This is a genomic window from Bradyrhizobium sp. B025 (genome assembly GCF_042257955.1).
In the GTDB taxonomy this organism is placed as follows: domain Bacteria; phylum Pseudomonadota; class Alphaproteobacteria; order Rhizobiales; family Xanthobacteraceae; genus Bradyrhizobium; species Bradyrhizobium diazoefficiens.
The window spans coordinates 8,125,220-8,143,385 of sequence record NZ_CP170150.1 but is presented as its reverse complement, the minus strand read 5'-3'; the positions used below and the strand labels follow the sequence as shown (position 1 = coordinate 8,143,385).

Here is an 18,166-nt window from a genome sequence, read left to right as displayed (position 1 = left end):
TTGTTTGGACAGCGCCCCGCTGGATTTAAGTGGATTCCTGCCGGGTTATGCTGAACGCGGGGCTTTACGATTTTGTCGTTGCGTCGGGAGGGCGTAGCCCGACCAGAGCGACGACAAAATCGTCGGCGACGGTCATGCGGCCATCACCATAGCTTGCGTGCCGAAGTAAGCCTCGTCGGGCGTGCGCCCGTCAAGGCTCGAGTGAGGGCGTCCCTGATTGTAGAAGGCCAGATACTTGGCAATTGACGCTCGCGCCTCGGACACGCTGTCGTAGGCGCGGAGATAAACTTCTTCGTATTTGACCGTGCGCCAGAGCCGCTCGACAAACACGTTGTCGCGCCAGGCGCCCTTGCCGTCCATGCTGATGGCGATCTTCGCGTCCAGCAGCACATCGGTGAACTCGAGGCTGGTGAACTGGCTGCCCTGATCCGTGTTGAAAATCTCGGGCCTGCCGTGCTTCGCCAACGCCTCCTGGACCGCTTGGACGCAGAAGGCCGCCTCCATTGTGATCGAGACGCGATGGGCCAGGACCCGTCGGCTGAACACATCGACGACCGCCGCGAGATAGACGAAGCCACGCCGCATCGGAATGTAGGTGATGTCCATTGCCCACGCATGGTCGGGCCGCTCGATCTTCAATCCGCGCAACAGGTACGGGTAGATCTTGTGACCCGGAGCCGGCTTGCTCGTGTTCGGGCGACGATAGACCGCCTCGATCCCCATGCGCTTCATCAGCGTCGCGATGTGGCGGCGACCGGCGTATACCCCCTCCCGCCGCAGCAACGATCGCAGCATACGCGCTCCCGCGAAGGGATAATCGAGATGCAGCTCATCGAGCCGACGCATCAAGGCAAGGTCCTCGGCCGAAACTGGCCGAGGTTCATAGTAGACCGTGCTGCGAGCCAGCTTCAGGACCTTCGCCTGGCGCACGATAGAAAGATCATGACCGCGGTCGATCATCGCTTTGCGCTCAGCAGGCCCGCCTTGGTGAGCGCGCCGGACAAAAAATCGTTTTCCAACGCCAGCTCGCCGATCTTGGCATGTAACGCCTTCAAATCGACCGGCGTCTCGGCCGATGTCTTGTCATGCCCAAACACGCCGGCGGCGCCTTCCAGGAGCTGGTTTTTCCAGATCGTGATCTGGTTCGGATGAACATCAAACAGTTGCGCCAGCTCCGCCAGTGTCTTGTCTCCTTTGACCGCAGCCAAAGCAACCTTCGCCTTGAATGCCGGAGAATGCGTCCGGCGGCTCTTCTTCGTCATCTTCGCTCCTGATTCGCAGCAAGAATCCTCGCCGCTGTCAGGCAGAAAATCCACTCAAGCTACTGTCCGAATTTGCGGGGCCAGCTCTCTCGACGATGGTTGCGTTGAGTTGGACACCAATCCCGTCGAAAATCAAATCAGGCCGCTGACTCTGACGCGTAAAAATAGTTTATTTGCTGGTCACGACGAAGGTGGTCGTTCATGGGCGCGCATAGCTTCGCTCATCGCCACCTGCAAAATCAACAGCGTGGAGCCCTACGTCTGGATGAAAGCGACGCTCAAAGCGATCGCAACCGGTCACCCGCAGTCCCGGATCGACGAGCTGGTCGTTCGGCCGCACCTCGTAATTCTCCGTCGTTGCCGCCTCCATACCCCCCGCCAACGATTTGCAAACACGTTGATCAACAGACTGCAATCCCCACGCCAAACCTTTGCGAATGGGACGCGAACGTCGCTTACGGTTCTTCAGCGTCTGATGCCAGCGCTCGATCTTTCCCTGGGTCTGAGGATGGTACGGAGCGCCGCGCACGTGCTGCATGCCCTTCTGGTCGAGCCACTCGGCCAGATCATCCGCCACGTAACTCGAACCATTGTCGCTGAGAAGCCTTGGCCGGTGCGCGACGGCGCCGTCGTCTTGTCCTTGATCTCGTTCGCGGCCTTGATCACCACATAGACCGGGCTGGTGATGAGGTCATGCGCCTTCAGCAGCCGATAGACCGACGCCTCGGATACAAAGTACTTTCGTTCGTCGGTGAACCGCACGGCCAGCTCGCGTGGCGACAGCTCAGGTAACTCCAGCGCCAGGTCGATGATCTAGCCCCGCACATCGTCCGGGATGCGGTTCCAGACCCGGTCTGGTCGAGACCGATGATCGGCCAGAGCGGCGATGCCGCCCTCGCGGTAACGATCATGCTAGCGATAGAATGTGGCGCGCGGGATCCCGAGCTTGTCCAGCGTGCGCTTGGCCGGAGGTGCGATTGCTCGACCAAATGGATGAATCTCGGCCTTCTCTGAGGCGGGATACCTCATGCCTCGTCCTCCCCATCTCCGTTCATACTTTTTTTGAGCAGACGGTTCTCCAGCGTCAGATCGGCGACGGCCTCCTTCAAGGCGCCGGCCTCCCGGCGGAGGTCCTTCACCTCGCCGGAGGTCGCAGCTCGTGCCGTGTCGCCGGCCAGGCGGCGCTTGCCGGCCTCGAGAAACTCCTTGGACCAGCCGTAATAGATCGAGGCGGCAATGCCTTCTCGGCGACAAAGCTCGGAGATGTTCTCCTCGCCGCGCAATCCTTCTAGTACCCGGAATCAGAGCTGAGTGATACGGCGGCCTTTGAAACGGCGTTGACGGACCTTTTTCTTGGTCCAGACGAAGGGCTCGGCTCTGTCGTTGTATGCGTTGACGTAGGCATCGATGTGTTCCTGAAGCTGCTTGAGGCTCGTGAAGGAGGTGCCGCTGAGCGACTGCCCCTGCAAGGGAAAACCATACTTCGACCTGATTGAGCCATGACGCACTTGTCGGCGTGAAATGAAATTGCACGTTGGGGTGGGCCTTGAGCCAGTCCTCGTTCTTTTTATGGGTGTTGAGGTTGTCGAGGATGACGTGAAGCTTGCGGTTCGGAAAAGCCGCGGTGACGCTGTTCATGAAATCGAGAAACTCGACGCGGCGCCGGCGTTTTGAATGGGTCGCGATGATCTTTCCGGTGGCGACTTCGAGCGCCGCAAACAATGTTGTGGTGCCATGCCGCTTGTAATCGTGGCTTTGGCCGGTCAAGGCGCGGCCATTGGGCAACTTCAGATAACCCTGCGCTCGCTCCAAAGCCTGGATCGAGGGCTTCTCGTCCACGCACAGCACAATGGCCTTCGCCGGCGGCGCGACATAGAGGCCGACAACATCGGCGGCTTTGGCCGTAAAGTTCGGGTCGTTGCTCTCGCACCAGGACTTGCGAGCCACCAGGTCAATCTTGTGGCTGCGCAGGAACCGCCAGACATATTGGACATCGACATCGCCCAGCGCCTCGGCCAGCAGGGGGCCGGTCCAGCGCGCAAACCCTTGCGGTGGCGGCTTATCCAGCAGCTTCAGAATCCGCTTGTCGGTCGTCTTCGTATAGATCGGCTGCTTGCCAGGCCGCGGCTTGTCTTGCAGCCCTTCAAGGCCATGGTCGGCATAGCGATGCCGCCAAAGGCTGACAATCCGCGGCTGGACCCCAACTTCCTTGGCGATCGACCGGGTGCTGCGCCCATCCGCCGCCAACAGAACTATCCGCGCCCGCTTCAAATCGCGCTGCAACGTCACCGGTGAGCGACAGCACGCCTCAAGCACCTTGCGATCTTTCCTCGAAAGGTGGACTTCTCTTGCTTCGGGTATCATCCCGACCTTGAATCACGACTCACGTTCCAAGAAAAGTGGGTACTAGTATTCACTCGCGTCCGGCTGGTGACACAATGTCGGCAACCCGACTCTGCGTCTCGTGCTGCGCAGAAGAGACGCATCATCCTATTGTCATTGAAGCTTAACTACACAGAGTCTCTGGTGGCACATCAATTGCTAGTCCAGACTTTGCCCGGGGATCAGTTCCGGTCCACGCGCTGGGGAGAATCAGCTATGACGAACAAGATGCTAGGCCGATCTGCGCAAGCTCGCGTCGCCACCGGAAGACGTCCGGTGGTCGAGATACCGTCCTCATCACAAGATCAACAAGGAGTTGTTCATGCTGACAACCCCGGAGGCGCGGGTTTGCGCACCTCATCACGGCCTATCGCGCACGGCCTGCGGCCGCACACCGCGGTCATGAATTTCATCGAGGGCGCGCGCGCCATTACCGAGAGTGAGCTGCAAGCCAACAACATCACGCAGTATCACGCCACAAATTTTTATCGCGATCAGATCACCAACAGTGGCTACTACGACCAGCTTAAATACATTGTAGAGCCCACAATTGCTGAGTTCAAGAGTCCCGGAAGTCTTGACACCAGCGGCGAGCATGACAATACCGTCGTGCCCGGGCTTCAGCACAAATACGCGCAGACCGGTCTGCTGCTGGTAACGGACCGTTGCGCGTCCTATTGCCGTTACTGCTTTCGCAAACGCATCGTCGGCAAGGACTCCGATGAGATCGCGCCCGATTTCGCCCGGGTCGCGCAGTATATCGCCGGCCATCCTGAGATGACGAACGTGCTGCTATCTGGAGGCGACCCGTTCGTGCTCAGCACCGCTAAGCTCGGCAAGATTCTTGATCATCTGCTACCGATCCCGCACTTGGAGTCAATTCGATTCGGCACAAAAATAGTCGCCTTCGCACCCAGGCGGTTTGAGGATCCCGCACTCCCGGCGTTGTTCCGGCGGATCAGTGAAGCGGGAAAGACCGCAGTGATCGTCGCGCATTTCGACCACATCGGCGAGATCTCGGTCGATGCGGAGCGCAACATTCGCGCGCTACGCGCACAGGGCGTGCAGTTTCTGAATCAGTCCGTGCTTCTGGCGAAAGTCAACGACGATCCCGAAATCTTGGCGGCGACCTTTGCAAAGTGTCACCAAATGGGCGTCCGCCCTTATTATCTTTTTCAAGGCAGGCCGGTGAAAGGCGCATCGCACTTTCAGGTCTCGCTGCGGCGCGGTATAGAGATCGCGCGCGGCATCAACCGACGTCTCAGCGGTATCCAGAAGACGTTCAAATACATCATGTCCCATTACACGGGGAAGATCGAGGTTCTCGACCTTGGTGCCGATGGCCGCGTGTATATGCGATATCATCAAAACAAGATTCCCGAAGAACTCGGAAAGGTCTTTTCCCGGCGGCACGTCGAGGGCGCCTGCTGGTTGGACGATTTGCCCGAAGGCTGAGATCGAAATGCGCGCGATGCTGATGCCCAACTTGGAGCGCGTGGAGCTCGACGGCCCTGCCGCTTCCGTAGGGCAGCGCCACGAGGCTGTGGTGACGGCTTTCCCGAACGCTACCGAAGCCGGGGTGGAAATCCTGCGCGCCGGCGGAAACGCGATCGACGCCGCTGTGGCCGCCGCCTGGGCGCTTTGCGTGTGCGAACCCAGTGCATCGGGTCTGGGCGGGCAGACCGTGTTGCTCGTCCGTTTTGCGGATGATCGAATTCGGATCATCGACGGACATTCCCGTGCGCCCGCAGCCGCTTCGCTCGACACGATCAAAGCGGGCCAGCAGCGGCGCGGGTATCGCTCCTGCACGATTCCATCGACTCCCGCGACGCTGGACTGGGCGCACAGGAAATACGGCGTGCTCAGCCGCGAAACTGTGATGGCGCCAGCGATCCGCATTGCGGAAGAAGGCTATCCGATCACGCCATTGCAGCACCGACAAGCCCGATGGGTGGCCGATGATCTGCGAGCATCGCCGGCCGGTGAGCTGTTTCTCCAAGACGGTCTGCCACCGGAAATCGGCCACATGTTTCGACAACCGGAGCTCGCGGGCACGCTTCGCCGGTTGGCCGATTTCGGCACCGAGGACTTCTATCACGGCGGAATTGCCCGGCAGATCGCAGCCGATATGCGAGCGGCCGGCGGTCTCATCACCGAAGAAGATCTAGCAAGCTGCGGTCCGCCCGCACAGGTGGAGCCGGTTTCGACGTCCTATCGCGGCCATCGGATTCTCAGCATCCCGCCGCCTAGCGGCGGACTGCAACTCTTGTTTGCACTTAACATCATCGCGCAGATATCAGCGACAAACTCGGAGTCATCCGACGATAGCTGGCACGAAGCGATCGCGCTCGCGTCATCCGCCGTCTTTCGCGAGCGGGAGCTCCGCCCGTTGCTGCCCGATGATCTCATTCCGCAATCGCGTCAAGGGCGGTTGAGCGAAGATTACGCGCGGCAAGTCGCAGATAGCATCCTGGCGCCGCAAAGTACCAAAGAGCTCGCGACCGACAGTGCCGAAGAACCGGGCGATACGACCCATCTTTCGGTCTGCGATCGAGATGGCATCATTGTAGTGCTGACACAGTCTATCCAATCGGTGTTCGGCGCCAAGGTGGCACACCGGGATCTGGGTTTCCTCTACAACAATTATCTGTGCACGTGTCCCCGCCTTTCTCACCCCTATGAGCTCGGACCAGGTTGTCGACCGCGCTCGAACATGGCCCCAACGCTGGTGTTACAGGGCGCCACCGGCCGCCCGCTCCTGGCACTGGGCGCCGCCGGCAGTCGACGGATCATTTCGGCAATTCTCCATGTCCTAAGTGGAGTCATCGACTTGGGCTTGGATATCACGGACGCTGTGGCGGCGCCTCGCGTACATGGACTGGTCGGTCGCAAAGTCTGGATCGAGCGGCCGGCAGCCAGCAATGCCCTGTTGGCAAGATTGCGCGCCCGTAACCGCATCCCAATCGTCAAATCACGACTCAATTTTGCGATGGGTTCGGTCAACGCGCTCCAACTCATGACTGACGGAAGCGCGAAAGGCGCTGCCGATCCCCGGCGTGATGGCCTGGTGGAGGTGCTCTCTTGAGTGAAACGTGCAGAAATAAGAATGCCTCGGCGGACGCCGCGCCAAAGACCGATTGGTTGCTCGTGGGCCTCTTTGTCCTGCCGCTCGGCGTAGCGCTCGCCAAACTGCCGATGCTATCGACTTCGTCCATCAGTGCGAGTTTTGTTTCGCTCACAGAGTTACCGGCCCAGTTCCACAAGTCAGCCGAGAGCGTGGTGTTCGTCTCCTTGGGAGCTGTCTTCGTCGTACTCTTTCGCCTCACTCTTGGCGTCAGGGTGCTGGGGCTTCTTCGGCCGATCTTGTTGGCGATGGCTTTCGATACCGTCAGCATCCCGATCAGCCTTGCCTTCCTGCTGTTCGTACTCCTCGTCGTTGTCGCCTTGCGGCCGCTGCTCAAGACAGACCACAGTTACGCGCGAGTGGCTGTGCTGTTGAGCTTGGCGGCAGCGCTGCTGTTTGCGCCTTTGACCGCGGGGGAATGGTGGCATATCGCCTGGCTTCGTGAGATTGCGTTCTTTCCGGTTATCGCCTTGTGTTTGACCTGCGAAAGCTTCGCAAAAGTGCTCGACCAAAATGGAGTCCGTGAAGCGATCTGGCGCGCCTTCACGACGGTGTTGGCCGCCCTCATCATCGTGGCTCTATCGAGTTTGCCAGGCACGTTGGAACTCTTCCTGCGATTCCCGGAACTGCTGTTGGTGCAGGCCGGGTGCATTTTGCTAATCAACAAGTATCTCGATTTCCGCTTGTTGGAAGGAGTGAACCCGCTCGTCGCCTGGCCTTGGGGCGCGGGCACTCCAGGCGAGCCGTCCCTCTCGATCTGCCAAATCCAGGCGAATGAACGTGAAAGCCGGCAACATACAGGGAGCAGCTCATGCGGGTAGCCGTCGTGTGGAACGATGATCATAGGGGCGTGATCAACCACTTCGGTCAACCTTGCCCGGAGAAATACGGCCGCAAGACGGTCGAAAGCGTGGTGGCGGCACTGCAAGAGGGTAACCACGACACGCTGCTGTGCGAAGGTGATAAAGGACTGCTCGCGACGCTTGAGCGGTTCATGCCACCCGATTCGCAAGCCCGCCCTTCAGGGATCGTTTTCAACATGGCGTACGGAATTCAGGGCGAGTGCCGCTACACGCACGTTCCGGCCATGCTCGAGATGGCTGGCGTTCCGTACACCGGCTCCAGCCCGCTCGGGCACGCACTGGCGCTCGACAAGGCCATTACCAAACAGCTCATCCGCGATTGCGGCGTGCCGACGCCGAACTTTCGTGTGATGCGTAGGGGCACCGAGAGTACCGGCGATCTGTGCTTCCCGTTGGTAGTAAAGCCGCGTCATGAATCCACGAGCTTCGGATTGCAGCTCGTATATGAGCCCGCCCAGTTGAGACAGGCCGTAGAAGTGATCGTCACGCAATATGCGCAGGATGCACTCGTAGAAGAATACATCGAAGGGCGGGAGATCTGCGTTGCCCTGCTGGGAAACGGAGAGCTTGAGGCGTTGCCTCTGGTGGAGCAGGACTTCGGCGAGCGCGAGACGCGTCTTATCACTTGGGAAGACAAGATGCACATGGCGGTCGTGGAGCCCCAGAAGATTTGCCCGGCGCAGGTCGGGAGCAATCTCGCGACAATACTGCGGGATATTTCGGTTGCGACCTTCCGCGCCTGCCGCTGCCGGGATTACGCCCGCGTCGACATCCGGATCGACCGCTCCGGGCACCCCTTTGTCCTGGAGATCAACTCGATGGCCGCACTCGGTATCGGCGCGTCTTATGTCCTGGCCGCGAAAGCCGCCGGGTACACCTTCTCGAGTTTGGTCAACGGTATCCTCGACGTCGCCCACGCGCGGTATTTCGGAACTGGCATTTCCCAGGCCGAACAACCGTCAAATCGCGAGCGGATTTATTATGCCGCTGGGTAGTGTGTTGAGAGCTGTCACTTTTTGTCGATCGTATGGTTCGGCGGAGCAACAATAGCGATGTTTGCACAGGCAAATGGAGGGCGGTTTTCCTGCCGGACTCGAAACTGATGATGCAGACGATCGCTGAAGCTGTGCGCTCGGGTTGTTGGTGCCGGCACTTCCGGAGGGATGGGCGGAAACGGCTTGCGTGCGCGAAAGGACCTGGCGGGAAATGCGGCGACATATGCAGACCGCGATAACGACCGGTACCGACTGCCTCGTTATCTTAGCTTTACAGTTGGTGCGCCGGGAGACTGGCAAGGTGCATGGCTCGGATGTTTCAGGAGTCGTCATCTTTCGCAAGACGCTGCGACGAGATCAGCTCCTCAAATTCTTCGCTAGCCGCCCGTGAAGAATTCGGAAGCGATTGATACGTCGCGATGATTTAACCTGAGCAAGTATTCGATTTTGCAAGAAAGCCGGGGGGAGGGTCGGTTTCTTGCGTTTTGGGATACCGGATTTTGGTGGATCGTGATTCCTTTGACGGCAAGATTCGCTGTTGGAGAACGGGCCGTGAGTCAGCCGCGCGACGATCGCCAGGACGACCTATTTCGGGCTTCTCTGGATGCGATCATCAACCTTCGTCATCCGCTGGTGCGGCTTGCGGCGGAGATTGATTGGGATTTTCTGGCGAAGCGCTTCAGCTCGGTGTGTCGCACCGGGCCGGGCCAGCCGCCGCTGCCAACGAGGCTCGTGGCCGGGCTGTTCATCCTCAAACATATGCACAATCTGTCTGACGAAGCGCTGTGCGGGCGGTGCTTGGAATGGATGCCGTCGGCCCAGATGTAGATGTAGCGCTTCGCCGACAGATCGCGCTTCTGCCACGCGGCGTGCTCGTCAATCCGACGTCCTGCAGCCGGCCGATCGCGGATGCCGACAACCCGCCAGCATCGTTGCCGAGCAGCGCCGGCAGCGCCTCGGAGAAGTCGCCGGTCGAGATCCCTTTCAGGTAAAGGATCGGCAGCAGTGTCTCGATCGACTTGGAGTGGCGCATGTTGGCCGCAGCATCGACGGAGAGAACCGGCGCCCAGGTAGCGGCCGCCTCGCGAGCGCGTACACGCGGCCGGCGGACGGCGACCGGACCGATGCCGGCCATCACCTCGCGCTCCGGCAGGTGACCGTGGCGCGCGATGCGCTGGTGGCCGTCCGCGGTCTTCAAATCGGCATGCTGGCCGAGAAAGTCTGCGACTTTGGCCTCGACCGCCTTGGCGAGAAGGCACGTGCCCCGTTGCGCAAGACTTCTGTGAGTTGATCGTCAACGATTCCTGGCTGAATCGGCTGGATGACGTTATCGTTGGACACGGCATATCGCTCCTTCGGTGGAGAAGTGGAGGCGTCAAGCCCCCCCACGGGGTGCCGCCTTTGCGATTCCGCCGTCACCAACTTTCAGCGATAGCTCTCTTGCGCTTCCCGCGCACCGGCCGGTTCAATTCCAGAGGTGGCGCTACCTCACACCGATCTCATCCACCGCGTCCGCCAGCGTCCTCAGAAACGATTGGTGCCAATCATTTTCATCAGACAGCAGCCAAGCCGGTAGGCTGGCTACGTAGCGGCTCAGGGCGATTACGCCCGCAAGCGTAGTAGGCTTGGAGTGGATGAGCACGTCTGCATACTCCTCGAGAGCCAACCCTCTTTCCTCGCTGATCGCGTCGGCGGCATCAAACTCGGGACCTGCGACAAGTTTCGAGGACACCGATGCCGCGGCGGCGTGCTGCGCGGAAAGCTCGCGGTGACGCTCAATCACATCAAAAATCGTATCTAATTCAGTCGCCATGGCGCATTTGCCCCAGGCCACATCAGATCGGCACCAACCAATCTTGGTAGGTGCTTCCAGTCGTTCTCAGCGATACTGTCTGGTAGCGCCCTTGGAATTGAGCCTCTCGGGGAGGTGGTCGGTCTCGCTAATCCAAGGGCGAAGGCTGGCCACCGAAGTTTGCAGCGCGTGGTGGGGACAGCGCTTCCGGAGCCGTGAGCGCCGAGTCACCGCCGCCAACTTCACTGGCAGCGTGGGCGCGGCAGGAACAGCGGCGGGTTTTCACTCTCCACGGCGTCGAGTCATGTCCGCGTGCCTCCAAGTCCGCGTGTGCGCCGCAGAGTGGAGCAACCATGATGCCCACATTTATTGCCTCGTACGATCTAAAAGAGGCTAGGCCAGACCCGCACGAACACTTTCTTACAAATGCGATCGAGTACGGCTGGTTTCCCTGGATTCTGGACCATGACGACACTCTATTTACTCTTCCGAACACCACCTTGGAGGGTTCGTTTGTCGACCAAACGCAAGCGGTCGCAGCACTCAACGCAGCAAGGATAGAGACGGAAAAAGAGCTTGGGATCACGGTCATGATGGAAAAATGGATCGTTTCCCTCGGATGCGTTTTCGTTCTGCGAGGATCGCCTCGGCCCTGCCGAAGTAGGCATCGGCTGCTGTGAGGTTGTCGATGCTCTCATGATAACGGACGTGATTGTAGTGTTCGACGAAGGCCCGTACCTGACGTTCGAGATCACCGGGCAGGTAGTAGTTGTCGAGCAGGATGCGGTTCTTCAGCGTCTGATGCCAGCGCTCGATCTTTCCGCTCGATCTTTCCCTGGGTCATGGTACGGAGCGCCGCGCACATGCTGCATGCCCTTCTGGTCGAGCCACTTGGCCAGATCGTCCGCCACGTAACTCGAACCATTGTCGCTGAGAAGCCTTGGCCGGTGCGCGACGGCGATGTGGTCAAGGCCGGATACAGCGAGTGCCTGGTCGAGGGTGGCTGTGACGTCGGAAGCGCACATGGTGGGACCAAGCCTCCAGGCCACGATGTAGCGCGAGAAGTCGTCAAGCACGGTCGAGAGATAGTACCACCCCCATCCGGTGATCTTGAGGTAGGTGAAGTCGGTCTGCCAGAGCTGACTGACGGCCGTCGTCTTGTCCTTGAACTCGTTCGCGGCCTTGATCACCACATAGGCCGGGCTGGTGATGAGGTCATGCGCCAGAGCTGGCCCCGGTTGTTTGGACAGCGCCCCGCTGGATTTAAGTGGATTCCTGCCGGGTTATGCTGAACGCGAGGCTTTACGGTTTTGTCGTTGCGTCGGGAGGGCGTAGCCCGACCAGAGCGACGACAAAACCGTCGGCGACGGTCATGCGGCCATCACCATAGCTTGCGTGCCGAAGTAAGCCTCGTCGGGCGTGCGCCCGTCAAGGCTCGAGTGAGGGCGTCCCTGATTGTAGAAGGCCAGATACTTGGCAATTGACGCTAGCGCCTCGGACACGCTGTCGTAGGCGCGGAGATAAACTTCTTCGTATTTGACCGTGCGCCAGAGCCGCTCGACAAACACGTTGTCGCGCCAGGCGCCCTTGCCGTCCATGCTGATGGCGATCTTCGCGTCCAGCTGCGGATTTCACGGATCGTGAGCATCGATTTCGCGCGATCGTGAGCACTGAATTCAGACGATCGTGAGCAGCCCGCTACGGCCGATGGGAGATAGAGTCAGTGTTCTGGTTGGCCGTCAAGGGTGATGGTTTTGGCGCTGCGTTTTCGCATGCTTTCTCCGGTGAGCTGGAGGCGGTGGGCGTTGTGGACGAGGCGATCGAGAATGGCGTCGGCGACCGTGGGGTCCCCAATGGCTCCATGCCAGGTGTCCACGGGGAGCTGACTTGTGACGATGGTGGATGCGCGGCCATGTCGGTCCTCGAGGATTTCGAGCAGATCGCGGCGTTCCGCGGCGGTGAGCACCGATAGTCCCCAATCATCCAAAATCAGAAGCTGAGCGCGGCCGAGGCTTTTGAGGAGCCGGGCGTAACGTCCGTCTCCGCGCGCGAGCGCGAGCGCCTCGAACAGCCTTGGAACGCGATGATAGAGGACTGATCGGTTGTCGCGGCAGGCCTTGTGGCCGAGCGCGCAGGCTAACCAACTTTTGCCCAGGCCGGTTGCCCCGGTGACGAGCAAATTCTCGTGGCGATCGATCCAGCGACCTTCGACGAGTTTGGCGAAAACGGCGCGGTCGATGCCCCGCGGGGTGCGCAGATCGACGTCCTCGACGCAAGCAGTCTGGCGCAGTGCGGCGATCTTGAGGCGCGTGGTGAGCCGCCTGGTGTCGCGTTCGGCGGCTTCGCGGTCGACCAACAGGCCGATGCGATCTTCGAACGGCAGGGCTTCGAGATCGGGCGATCGGCGCTGCTCCTCGAAGGCCTTGGCCATTCCGGTCAGGCCAAGCTCGATCAGCCGTTCGTGGGTTGGGTGGTTAAGCATGCCGGGTCTCTCCTTGCTTCAGTGGAAGTAGTCGCGTCCGCGGATGTTGCCGTGGCGCAGGGGCTGGTGCTCGAAAGATTCGTCGAAGAACGTGCGATCGAGGCCGTTCTGGAGGATCGATCTAATCGAGGCGACGGAGCGCGCCTTGATGAGGATGCCCCTCCGGCAGGCTGCGTCGAGGCGTTCGGCGCCGTAGCTTTTGACGAGCGCCAGAATGCCAAGGCAGGTTCGAAAGCCTTGTTCTGGATGGGGCCGGGCGTCGATCACGGCCTGGAAAAACGCTGCTGTCGAAGGACCGATCCGCTCGCCGGCGGCGATCACCGCGGCGGGGGTCCATTCGCCGTAGCGGCGATGGGCGCTGGGCATGTGGTCGGCGATGGTGGTGTGTCCGCGTCGGTTGGGCGCGCGGGCATGGCTGGCGATCCGCTGGCCCTTGTGGAAGATCTCGACCGTCCGATCGTCGATACGGGCATCGACCAGCTCGCCAATCAGACGATACGGCGCGGAGTACCAATGGCCGTCGACCTCGACATGATAATCGGGAGCGAGGCGGCAGCGCTTCCAGCGTGCGAAGGCATAAGGCTGATCTGGCAGCGGGGTTAGCTTGGGTTTGTCGAGTTCGGCAAACAGTTCGGCGCGGCTTGAGCCGAAGCCACGCATTTGACGAGCATTGAGTTCGTCGACGAGTGTCTTGATGGCGGCGTTGAGCTCGGCCCGGGAAAAGAAGCGCTGATTGCGCAGCCGGGCCAGAATCCAGCGCTGGGCGATTTGCACCGCGACCTCGACCTTCGCCTTGTCTTTTGGGCGCCGCGGCCGTGCGGCGAGAATGGCCGTGCCGTAATGGCTCGCCATCTCGGCATAAGTGCGATTGAGGCCGGGATCGTAGCGGTCGGGGTTGCTGACGGCGGCTTTGAGGTTGTCGCAGACCACGAACGTCGGCGCACCGCTCAAAAACGTGAACAAGTTGACGTGGGCCCGGATCCAGTCGGCCAAGCTCTCGCTGGGGCAGGCCTCGGCGTAGGTGTAGTTCGAAGCGCCCATCGCCGCGACGAACAGCTTCATCGGCTGCACTTCCCCGGTCAGGGGATCGACGATGTCGATGGTGTCGCCGGCGAAATCCACGAACACCTTCTCGCCGCCCAGATGAATCTGCCGCATCGAAGGTCGGACCCGCCCCTTCCAGGCCTCGTAGGTAGTGCAGAACCACGTGTACCCGAAACCGTCGGGATTAACGGCGCGATACTCCTCCCAGAGCAGGCGACGGGTTACGTTGCGCCGGCGGAGCTCCTTATCGATGTAGCTCCAGTCGGGCACCGGCCGCTGCGGGCTCTGAGACGCTGGTCGTGGGGCTGGGAAAAGCAAAAGCTCCAGGTCTTCATCGGTCATTCCCTCCGGAAGCGGCCAGCTCAACCCAGCAGAGCGGGCGCGGCTCAGGTAGCTGTGCACAACGCCGTTGCTGACGCCCACGCTCCGCGCGATGGCCCGCTCTGGCAGGCCTTGAAAATGTTCTAACCGAAGGACTTCCTTGATCCGGCGCATCGACAATCTCTGGGTAGGCATTGGGCTTCCTCGTTAACCACGAGGTCATCCCTAAGCCGGTTGAGTTGTCGGCCGAAGCGCTGCAAGGCTCCGAAAGCCTTGCTCACGATCCCGCGAAATCGTTGCTCACGATCGTCTGAAATCTCTGCTCACGATCCCCTGAAATCCGCGCTCACGATCCCGCGAAACGCGCACGTCCAGCAGCACATCGGTGAACTCGAGGCTGGTGAACTGGCTGCCCTGATCCGTGTTGAAAATCTCGGGCCTGCCGTGCTTCGCCAGCGCCTCCTGGACCGCTTCGACGCAGAAGGCCGCCTCCATTGTGATCGAGACGCGATGGGCCAGGACCCGTCGGCTGAACACATCGACGACCGCCGCGAGATAGACGAAGCCACCCGCATCGGAATGTAGGTGATGTCCATTGCCCACGCATGGTCGGGCCGCTCGATCTTCAATCCGCGCAACAGGTACGGGTAGATCTTGTGACCCGGAGCCGGCTTGCTCGTGTTCGGGCGACGATAGACCGCCTCGATCCCCATGCGCTTCATCAGCGTCGCGATGTGGCGGCGACCGGCGTATACCCCCTCCCGCCGCAGCAACGATCGCAGCATACGCGCTCCCGCGAAGGGATAATCGAGATGCAGCTCATCGAGCCGACGCATCAAGGCAAGGTCCTCGGCCGAAACTGGCCGAGGTTCATAGTAGACCGTGCTGCGAGCCAGCTTCAGGACCTTCGCCTGGCGCACGATAGAAAGATCATGACCGCGGTCGATCATCGCTTTGCGCTCAGCAGGCCCGCCTTGGTGAGCGCGCCGGACAAAAAATCGTTTTCCAACGCCAGCTCGCCGATCTTGGCATGTAACGCCTTCAAATCGACCGGCGTCTCGGCCGATGTCTTGTCATGCCCAAACACGCCGGCGGCGCCTTCCAGGAGCTGGTTTTTCCAGATCGTGATCTGGTTCGGATGAACATCAAACAGTTGCGCCAGCTCCGCCAGTGTCTTGTCGCCTTTGACCGCAGCCAAAGCAACCTTCGCCTTGAATGCCGGAGAATGCGTCCGGCGGCTCTTCTTCGTCATCTTCGCTCCTGATTCGCAGCAAGAATCCTCGCCGCTGTCAGGCAGAAAATCCACTCAAGCTACTGTCCGAATTTGCGGGGCCAGCTCTGCCTTCAGCAGCCGGTAGACCGAGGCCTCGGATACAAAGTACTTTCGTTCGTCGGTGAACCGCACGGCCAGCTCGCGTGGCGACAGCTCAGGCAACTCCAACGCCAGGTCGATGATCTGACCCCGCACATCGTCGGGGATGCGATTCCAGACCCGGTCTGGTCGAGACCGGTGATCGGCCAGCGCTTCAACGCCTCCCTCGCGGTAGCGATCATACCAGCGATAGAATGTGGCGCGCGGGATACCGAGCTTGTCCAGCGTGCGCTTGGCGGGAAGATGCGATTGCTCGACCTGCTGGATGATCTCGGCCTTCTCAGAGGCGGGATACCTCATGCCTCGTCCTCCCCCTCTCTCACCCGACAGGTGAATGCGGAGCATTCACCTATAGAGCCCGTTCATGCTATTTTTGAGCAGACGGTTCTCCAGGGTCAGATCGGCTACGGCCTCCTTCAGGGCAACAGTCTCCCGGCGGAGATCCTTCACCTCGCCGGAGGTCGCAGCTCGTGCCGTGTCGCCCGCCAGGCGGCGCTTGCCGGCCTCGAGGAACTCCTTGGACCAGCCGTAATACATCGAGGCGGCAATGCCCTCGCGGCGACAGAGCTCGGAGATATTTTCCTCGCCGCGCAATCCTTCCAGCACAATGCGGATCTTCTCCTCCGACGAATAATGCCGGCGGGTTTGTCGCAGAATGTCTTTTAGAACTTGTTCTGCGGCACTTTGCCCGGTACGGATTTCTGCTTCATCTTCGCTCCTGGTGGCTACGATGAACCAGAAATCCTCCCTCCGCAAAATCCTTCAATTTGTCTCACAGGTCCTGACGGCGAACACCCTTCGACGATGAGGCGCGCGCCGTGAAGTTGGCCAACGACACCGAATTTGGGCCGATTTCCTACGTCTACACCGAGGACCTGAAGCGTGGTTTGCGCCTTTCCGGGCAAATGCAGAGCGGCATGGTCGCGCTGAACAGAGGACTTGCGTCCGATCGGGCGGCGCCCTTCGGTGGCAGCAAGGCAAGCGGCCTCGGTCGTGAAGGCTCGAACCGAAGGCATCAAGGAATACCTTGAAACCAAAGTACATTGCGGTCTCGCTCTAGCGCGCGATGGGTAGTCGTGTGCCGATCTTTGGACGAGCGGATCGAGCCCGACGACGTCATTGAAATGGATGTAAGCGGGATCGGTGTTGCGCTTGGTGGTGCTCGGCGAGAGCAGGATTGGTAGGTTACAGAATACAATGCTTTTCATAGAACGCGGCGGCCCCCGGGGGGTGATCGCCAAGAAATAAAAAAGATACCAACAAGTGGAGGAGGAGAAATGGGCGCGGTGAAGAAGGTTTTCATCGTAGGTGGCGGGATTGGCGGCTTGACGGTCGCCCATGCGCTTCAGCGGATAGGCGTATCTACCAGAGTCATTGAGATGGGAGATAAGCGTGACCGGATCGGCACCGGTATCACGCTGCTGGGGAATGCCTTGCGGGCACTTGCCGAATTGGGATTGGTGGATGCCTGCCTCGAAGGCGGCCTTGGTTGGGATACCGTGTCGGTACGCGATGGCGCGGGAACGATTCTGAGCGAACAGTCCTCACCAAGAATTTGGGACGCTGATCGTCCAGCCGCACTGGGACTCATGCGGCCACGTCTGGGACAGATTCTGGAAGACTTTGCGACGAAGAGCGGCGCGAAAATCGATTTCAACACAACGATCACCCGTATTGATCAGGACGATCGAGGGGTGACGGTTCAGCTATCGAACGGCGAGACAGATCGCGCCGATCTGCTGATCGCTGCGGATGGAGTCTATTCCAAGATCCGCCAGAGCATCTTCGGCGACGAGTTCAAGCCGCACTACGCCGGCCAAGGGGTATGGCGTTATACGGTTTCTCGCACCGAGGCGATGAATGGCTTCGTCCTGTACCGCCTTCCGACGGGCCGCGTAGTTGGCGCGCTGCCGCTATCGAAGGAATTGTGCTATCTATTCTTCCTGGAAAGCACGGACGAAAAGCTTCGTATTCCGCAAGATCGGGTGTGCGACTATCTCCGTAACCTGCTCGCCCCCTTTACGGCGCCCGAACTGGTCGCGGCTGCCAAGGTGATCGGCGAAGACAAGCACATAAGCTACCGCCCATTTGATGTCTTGATGATGCCAGCCCCCTGGCACCGTGGCCGTGTCGTGCTGCTCGGCGATGCTGCCCATTCGTTGATGCCGCAAATGACATCCGGCGGCGGAATGGCGATCGAGGATGCGCTGGTTCTGGCCCAGGAACTGAATCGCAACGACGATCTGGAGACTGCGCTCAAGACCTATTGCCGACGCCGCGAAGAAAGAGTCGGGCGCGTATACGACATTGCATACGCCATTTGCCGGGAAGAGCGCAAACCGGAGCATGGCCGCGACTATTCGATGGGCCTTCTTCGTGAAGGCTACGCGTTTCTGGCTGCGCCCGTCTGATTAGAAGCAGGCGAAGTCACATGGGAATTTGACGGACGTCGCTACCGCGGTGGATCGGCCACATCCGTGGACTGAAGGTAAACTCTGTAGCATTTTGGCCGACAACAAGCATGTCACG

11 protein-coding genes and 9 pseudogenes are annotated in these 18,166 nt (G+C 60.2%); 9 read left to right on the top strand and 11 right to left on the bottom strand.

From position 1 onward, the window contains the following. Positions 1-132 precede the first annotated feature (132 nt). Positions 133-1,262, bottom strand: a protein-coding gene (locus ACE10W_RS38470) for an IS3-like element ISRj2 family transposase (RefSeq protein WP_085967575.1) whose coding sequence is annotated in 2 segments (ribosomal slippage) — positions 133-1,010 and positions 1,010-1,262 — 1,131 coding nt in all. Because the reading frame shifts where the segments join, the coding sequence is not laid out codon by codon here. An 88-nt stretch (positions 1,263-1,350) separates the two neighbouring features. On the opposite strand from ACE10W_RS38470, the pseudogene ACE10W_RS38465 reads away from it, so the two are divergent. Further along, positions 1,351-1,590 (top strand): annotated as a pseudogene (locus ACE10W_RS38465) (transposase domain-containing protein); the annotation flags it as partial. Between the two features lie 129 nt (positions 1,591-1,719). Here ACE10W_RS38465 and ACE10W_RS38460 read toward each other — a convergent pair. Together ACE10W_RS38460 and ACE10W_RS38455 are read right to left on the bottom strand one after the other, a co-directional pair. After that, positions 1,720-2,557 (bottom strand): annotated as a pseudogene (locus ACE10W_RS38460) (helix-turn-helix domain-containing protein); the annotation flags it as partial. A 6-nt stretch (positions 2,558-2,563) separates the two neighbouring features. Continuing rightward, positions 2,564-3,626, bottom strand: a pseudogene (locus ACE10W_RS38455) (IS630-like element ISRj1 family transposase). Between the two features lie 420 nt (positions 3,627-4,046). Between ACE10W_RS38455 and ACE10W_RS38450 the strand changes: the two are divergent. From ACE10W_RS38450 to ACE10W_RS38430, 5 genes and pseudogenes are all read left to right on the top strand, one after another. Beyond that, complete coding sequence (locus tag ACE10W_RS38450) at positions 4,047-5,099, top strand: KamA family radical SAM protein (protein WP_016848546.1); 1,053 nt, start codon at positions 4,047-4,049, stop codon at positions 5,097-5,099. A 7-nt stretch (positions 5,100-5,106) separates the two neighbouring features. Continuing rightward, a complete protein-coding gene (locus ACE10W_RS38445; protein ID WP_014498635.1) occupies positions 5,107-6,729 on the top strand; it encodes a gamma-glutamyltransferase family protein in 1,623 nt (540 codons plus the stop codon). Further along, complete coding sequence (locus tag ACE10W_RS38440) at positions 6,726-7,589, top strand: 7TM domain-containing protein (RefSeq protein WP_014498636.1); 864 nt, start codon at positions 6,726-6,728, stop codon at positions 7,587-7,589. The genes ACE10W_RS38445 and ACE10W_RS38440 overlap by 4 nt, the downstream gene beginning before the upstream one ends. After that, on the top strand, positions 7,580-8,626 hold the full coding sequence (locus ACE10W_RS38435) for an ATP-grasp domain-containing protein (RefSeq protein WP_011090946.1): 1,047 nt from the start codon (positions 7,580-7,582) through the stop codon (positions 8,624-8,626). The genes ACE10W_RS38440 and ACE10W_RS38435 overlap by 10 nt, the downstream gene beginning before the upstream one ends. A gap of 552 nt (positions 8,627-9,178) precedes the next feature. After that, positions 9,179-9,430, top strand: a pseudogene (locus tag ACE10W_RS38430) (IS5/IS1182 family transposase); the annotation flags it as partial. On the opposite strand, the pseudogene ACE10W_RS38425 reads toward ACE10W_RS38430, so the two are convergent. Together ACE10W_RS38425 and ACE10W_RS38420 are read right to left on the bottom strand one after the other, a co-directional pair. Next, positions 9,418-10,015 (bottom strand): annotated as a pseudogene (locus ACE10W_RS38425) (transposase); the annotation flags it as partial. The pseudogenes ACE10W_RS38430 and ACE10W_RS38425 overlap by 13 nt on opposite strands. A gap of 94 nt (positions 10,016-10,109) precedes the next feature. Continuing rightward, complete coding sequence (locus ACE10W_RS38420) at positions 10,110-10,439, bottom strand: hypothetical protein (protein ID WP_016848551.1); 330 nt, start codon at positions 10,437-10,439, stop codon at positions 10,110-10,112. A 332-nt stretch (positions 10,440-10,771) separates the two neighbouring features. On the opposite strand from ACE10W_RS38420, the gene ACE10W_RS38415 reads away from it, so the two are divergent. Continuing rightward, positions 10,772-11,098, top strand: coding sequence for a hypothetical protein (locus tag ACE10W_RS38415; protein WP_162130962.1), 327 nt, complete (start codon positions 10,772-10,774; stop codon positions 11,096-11,098). On the opposite strand, the pseudogene ACE10W_RS38410 reads toward ACE10W_RS38415, so the two are convergent. The 6 genes and pseudogenes from ACE10W_RS38410 to ACE10W_RS38385 form a co-directional block, all read right to left on the bottom strand. After that, positions 11,007-11,641 (bottom strand): annotated as a pseudogene (locus ACE10W_RS38410) (transposase); the annotation flags it as partial. The gene ACE10W_RS38415 and the pseudogene ACE10W_RS38410 overlap by 92 nt on opposite strands. A 147-nt stretch (positions 11,642-11,788) precedes the next feature. After that, positions 11,789-12,034, bottom strand: a pseudogene (locus ACE10W_RS38405) (integrase core domain-containing protein); the annotation flags it as partial. A gap of 104 nt (positions 12,035-12,138) precedes the next feature. Beyond that, positions 12,139-12,900, bottom strand: coding sequence for an IS21-like element ISFK1 family helper ATPase IstB (istB, locus tag ACE10W_RS38400; RefSeq protein WP_011090937.1), 762 nt, complete (start codon positions 12,898-12,900; stop codon positions 12,139-12,141). A gap of 18 nt (positions 12,901-12,918) precedes the next feature. Further along, positions 12,919-14,460: an IS21-like element ISFK1 family transposase gene (istA, locus tag ACE10W_RS38395; protein ID WP_011090936.1), complete on the bottom strand. Its 1,542-nt coding sequence runs from the start codon at positions 14,458-14,460 to the stop codon at positions 12,919-12,921. Positions 14,461-14,622: 162 nt separating this feature from the next. Further along, positions 14,623-15,517 (bottom strand): annotated as a pseudogene (locus ACE10W_RS38390) (IS3 family transposase); the annotation flags it as partial. Between the two features lie 84 nt (positions 15,518-15,601). After that, positions 15,602-16,347: pseudogene (locus tag ACE10W_RS38385) on the bottom strand (helix-turn-helix domain-containing protein); the annotation flags it as partial. A 108-nt stretch (positions 16,348-16,455) separates the two neighbouring features. Between ACE10W_RS38385 and ACE10W_RS38380 the strand changes: the two are divergent. Both ACE10W_RS38380 and ACE10W_RS38375 read left to right on the top strand, forming a co-directional pair. After that, positions 16,456-16,668 carry an aldehyde dehydrogenase family protein gene (locus ACE10W_RS38380; protein WP_014498644.1) on the top strand — a complete coding sequence of 71 codons (213 nt, stop codon included), beginning with the start codon at positions 16,456-16,458 and terminating at the stop codon, positions 16,666-16,668. A 246-nt stretch (positions 16,669-16,914) separates the two neighbouring features. Then, a complete protein-coding gene (locus ACE10W_RS38375) occupies positions 16,915-18,048 on the top strand; it encodes an FAD-dependent oxidoreductase (RefSeq protein WP_011090930.1) in 1,134 nt (377 codons plus the stop codon). Positions 18,049-18,166 lie beyond the last annotated feature (118 nt).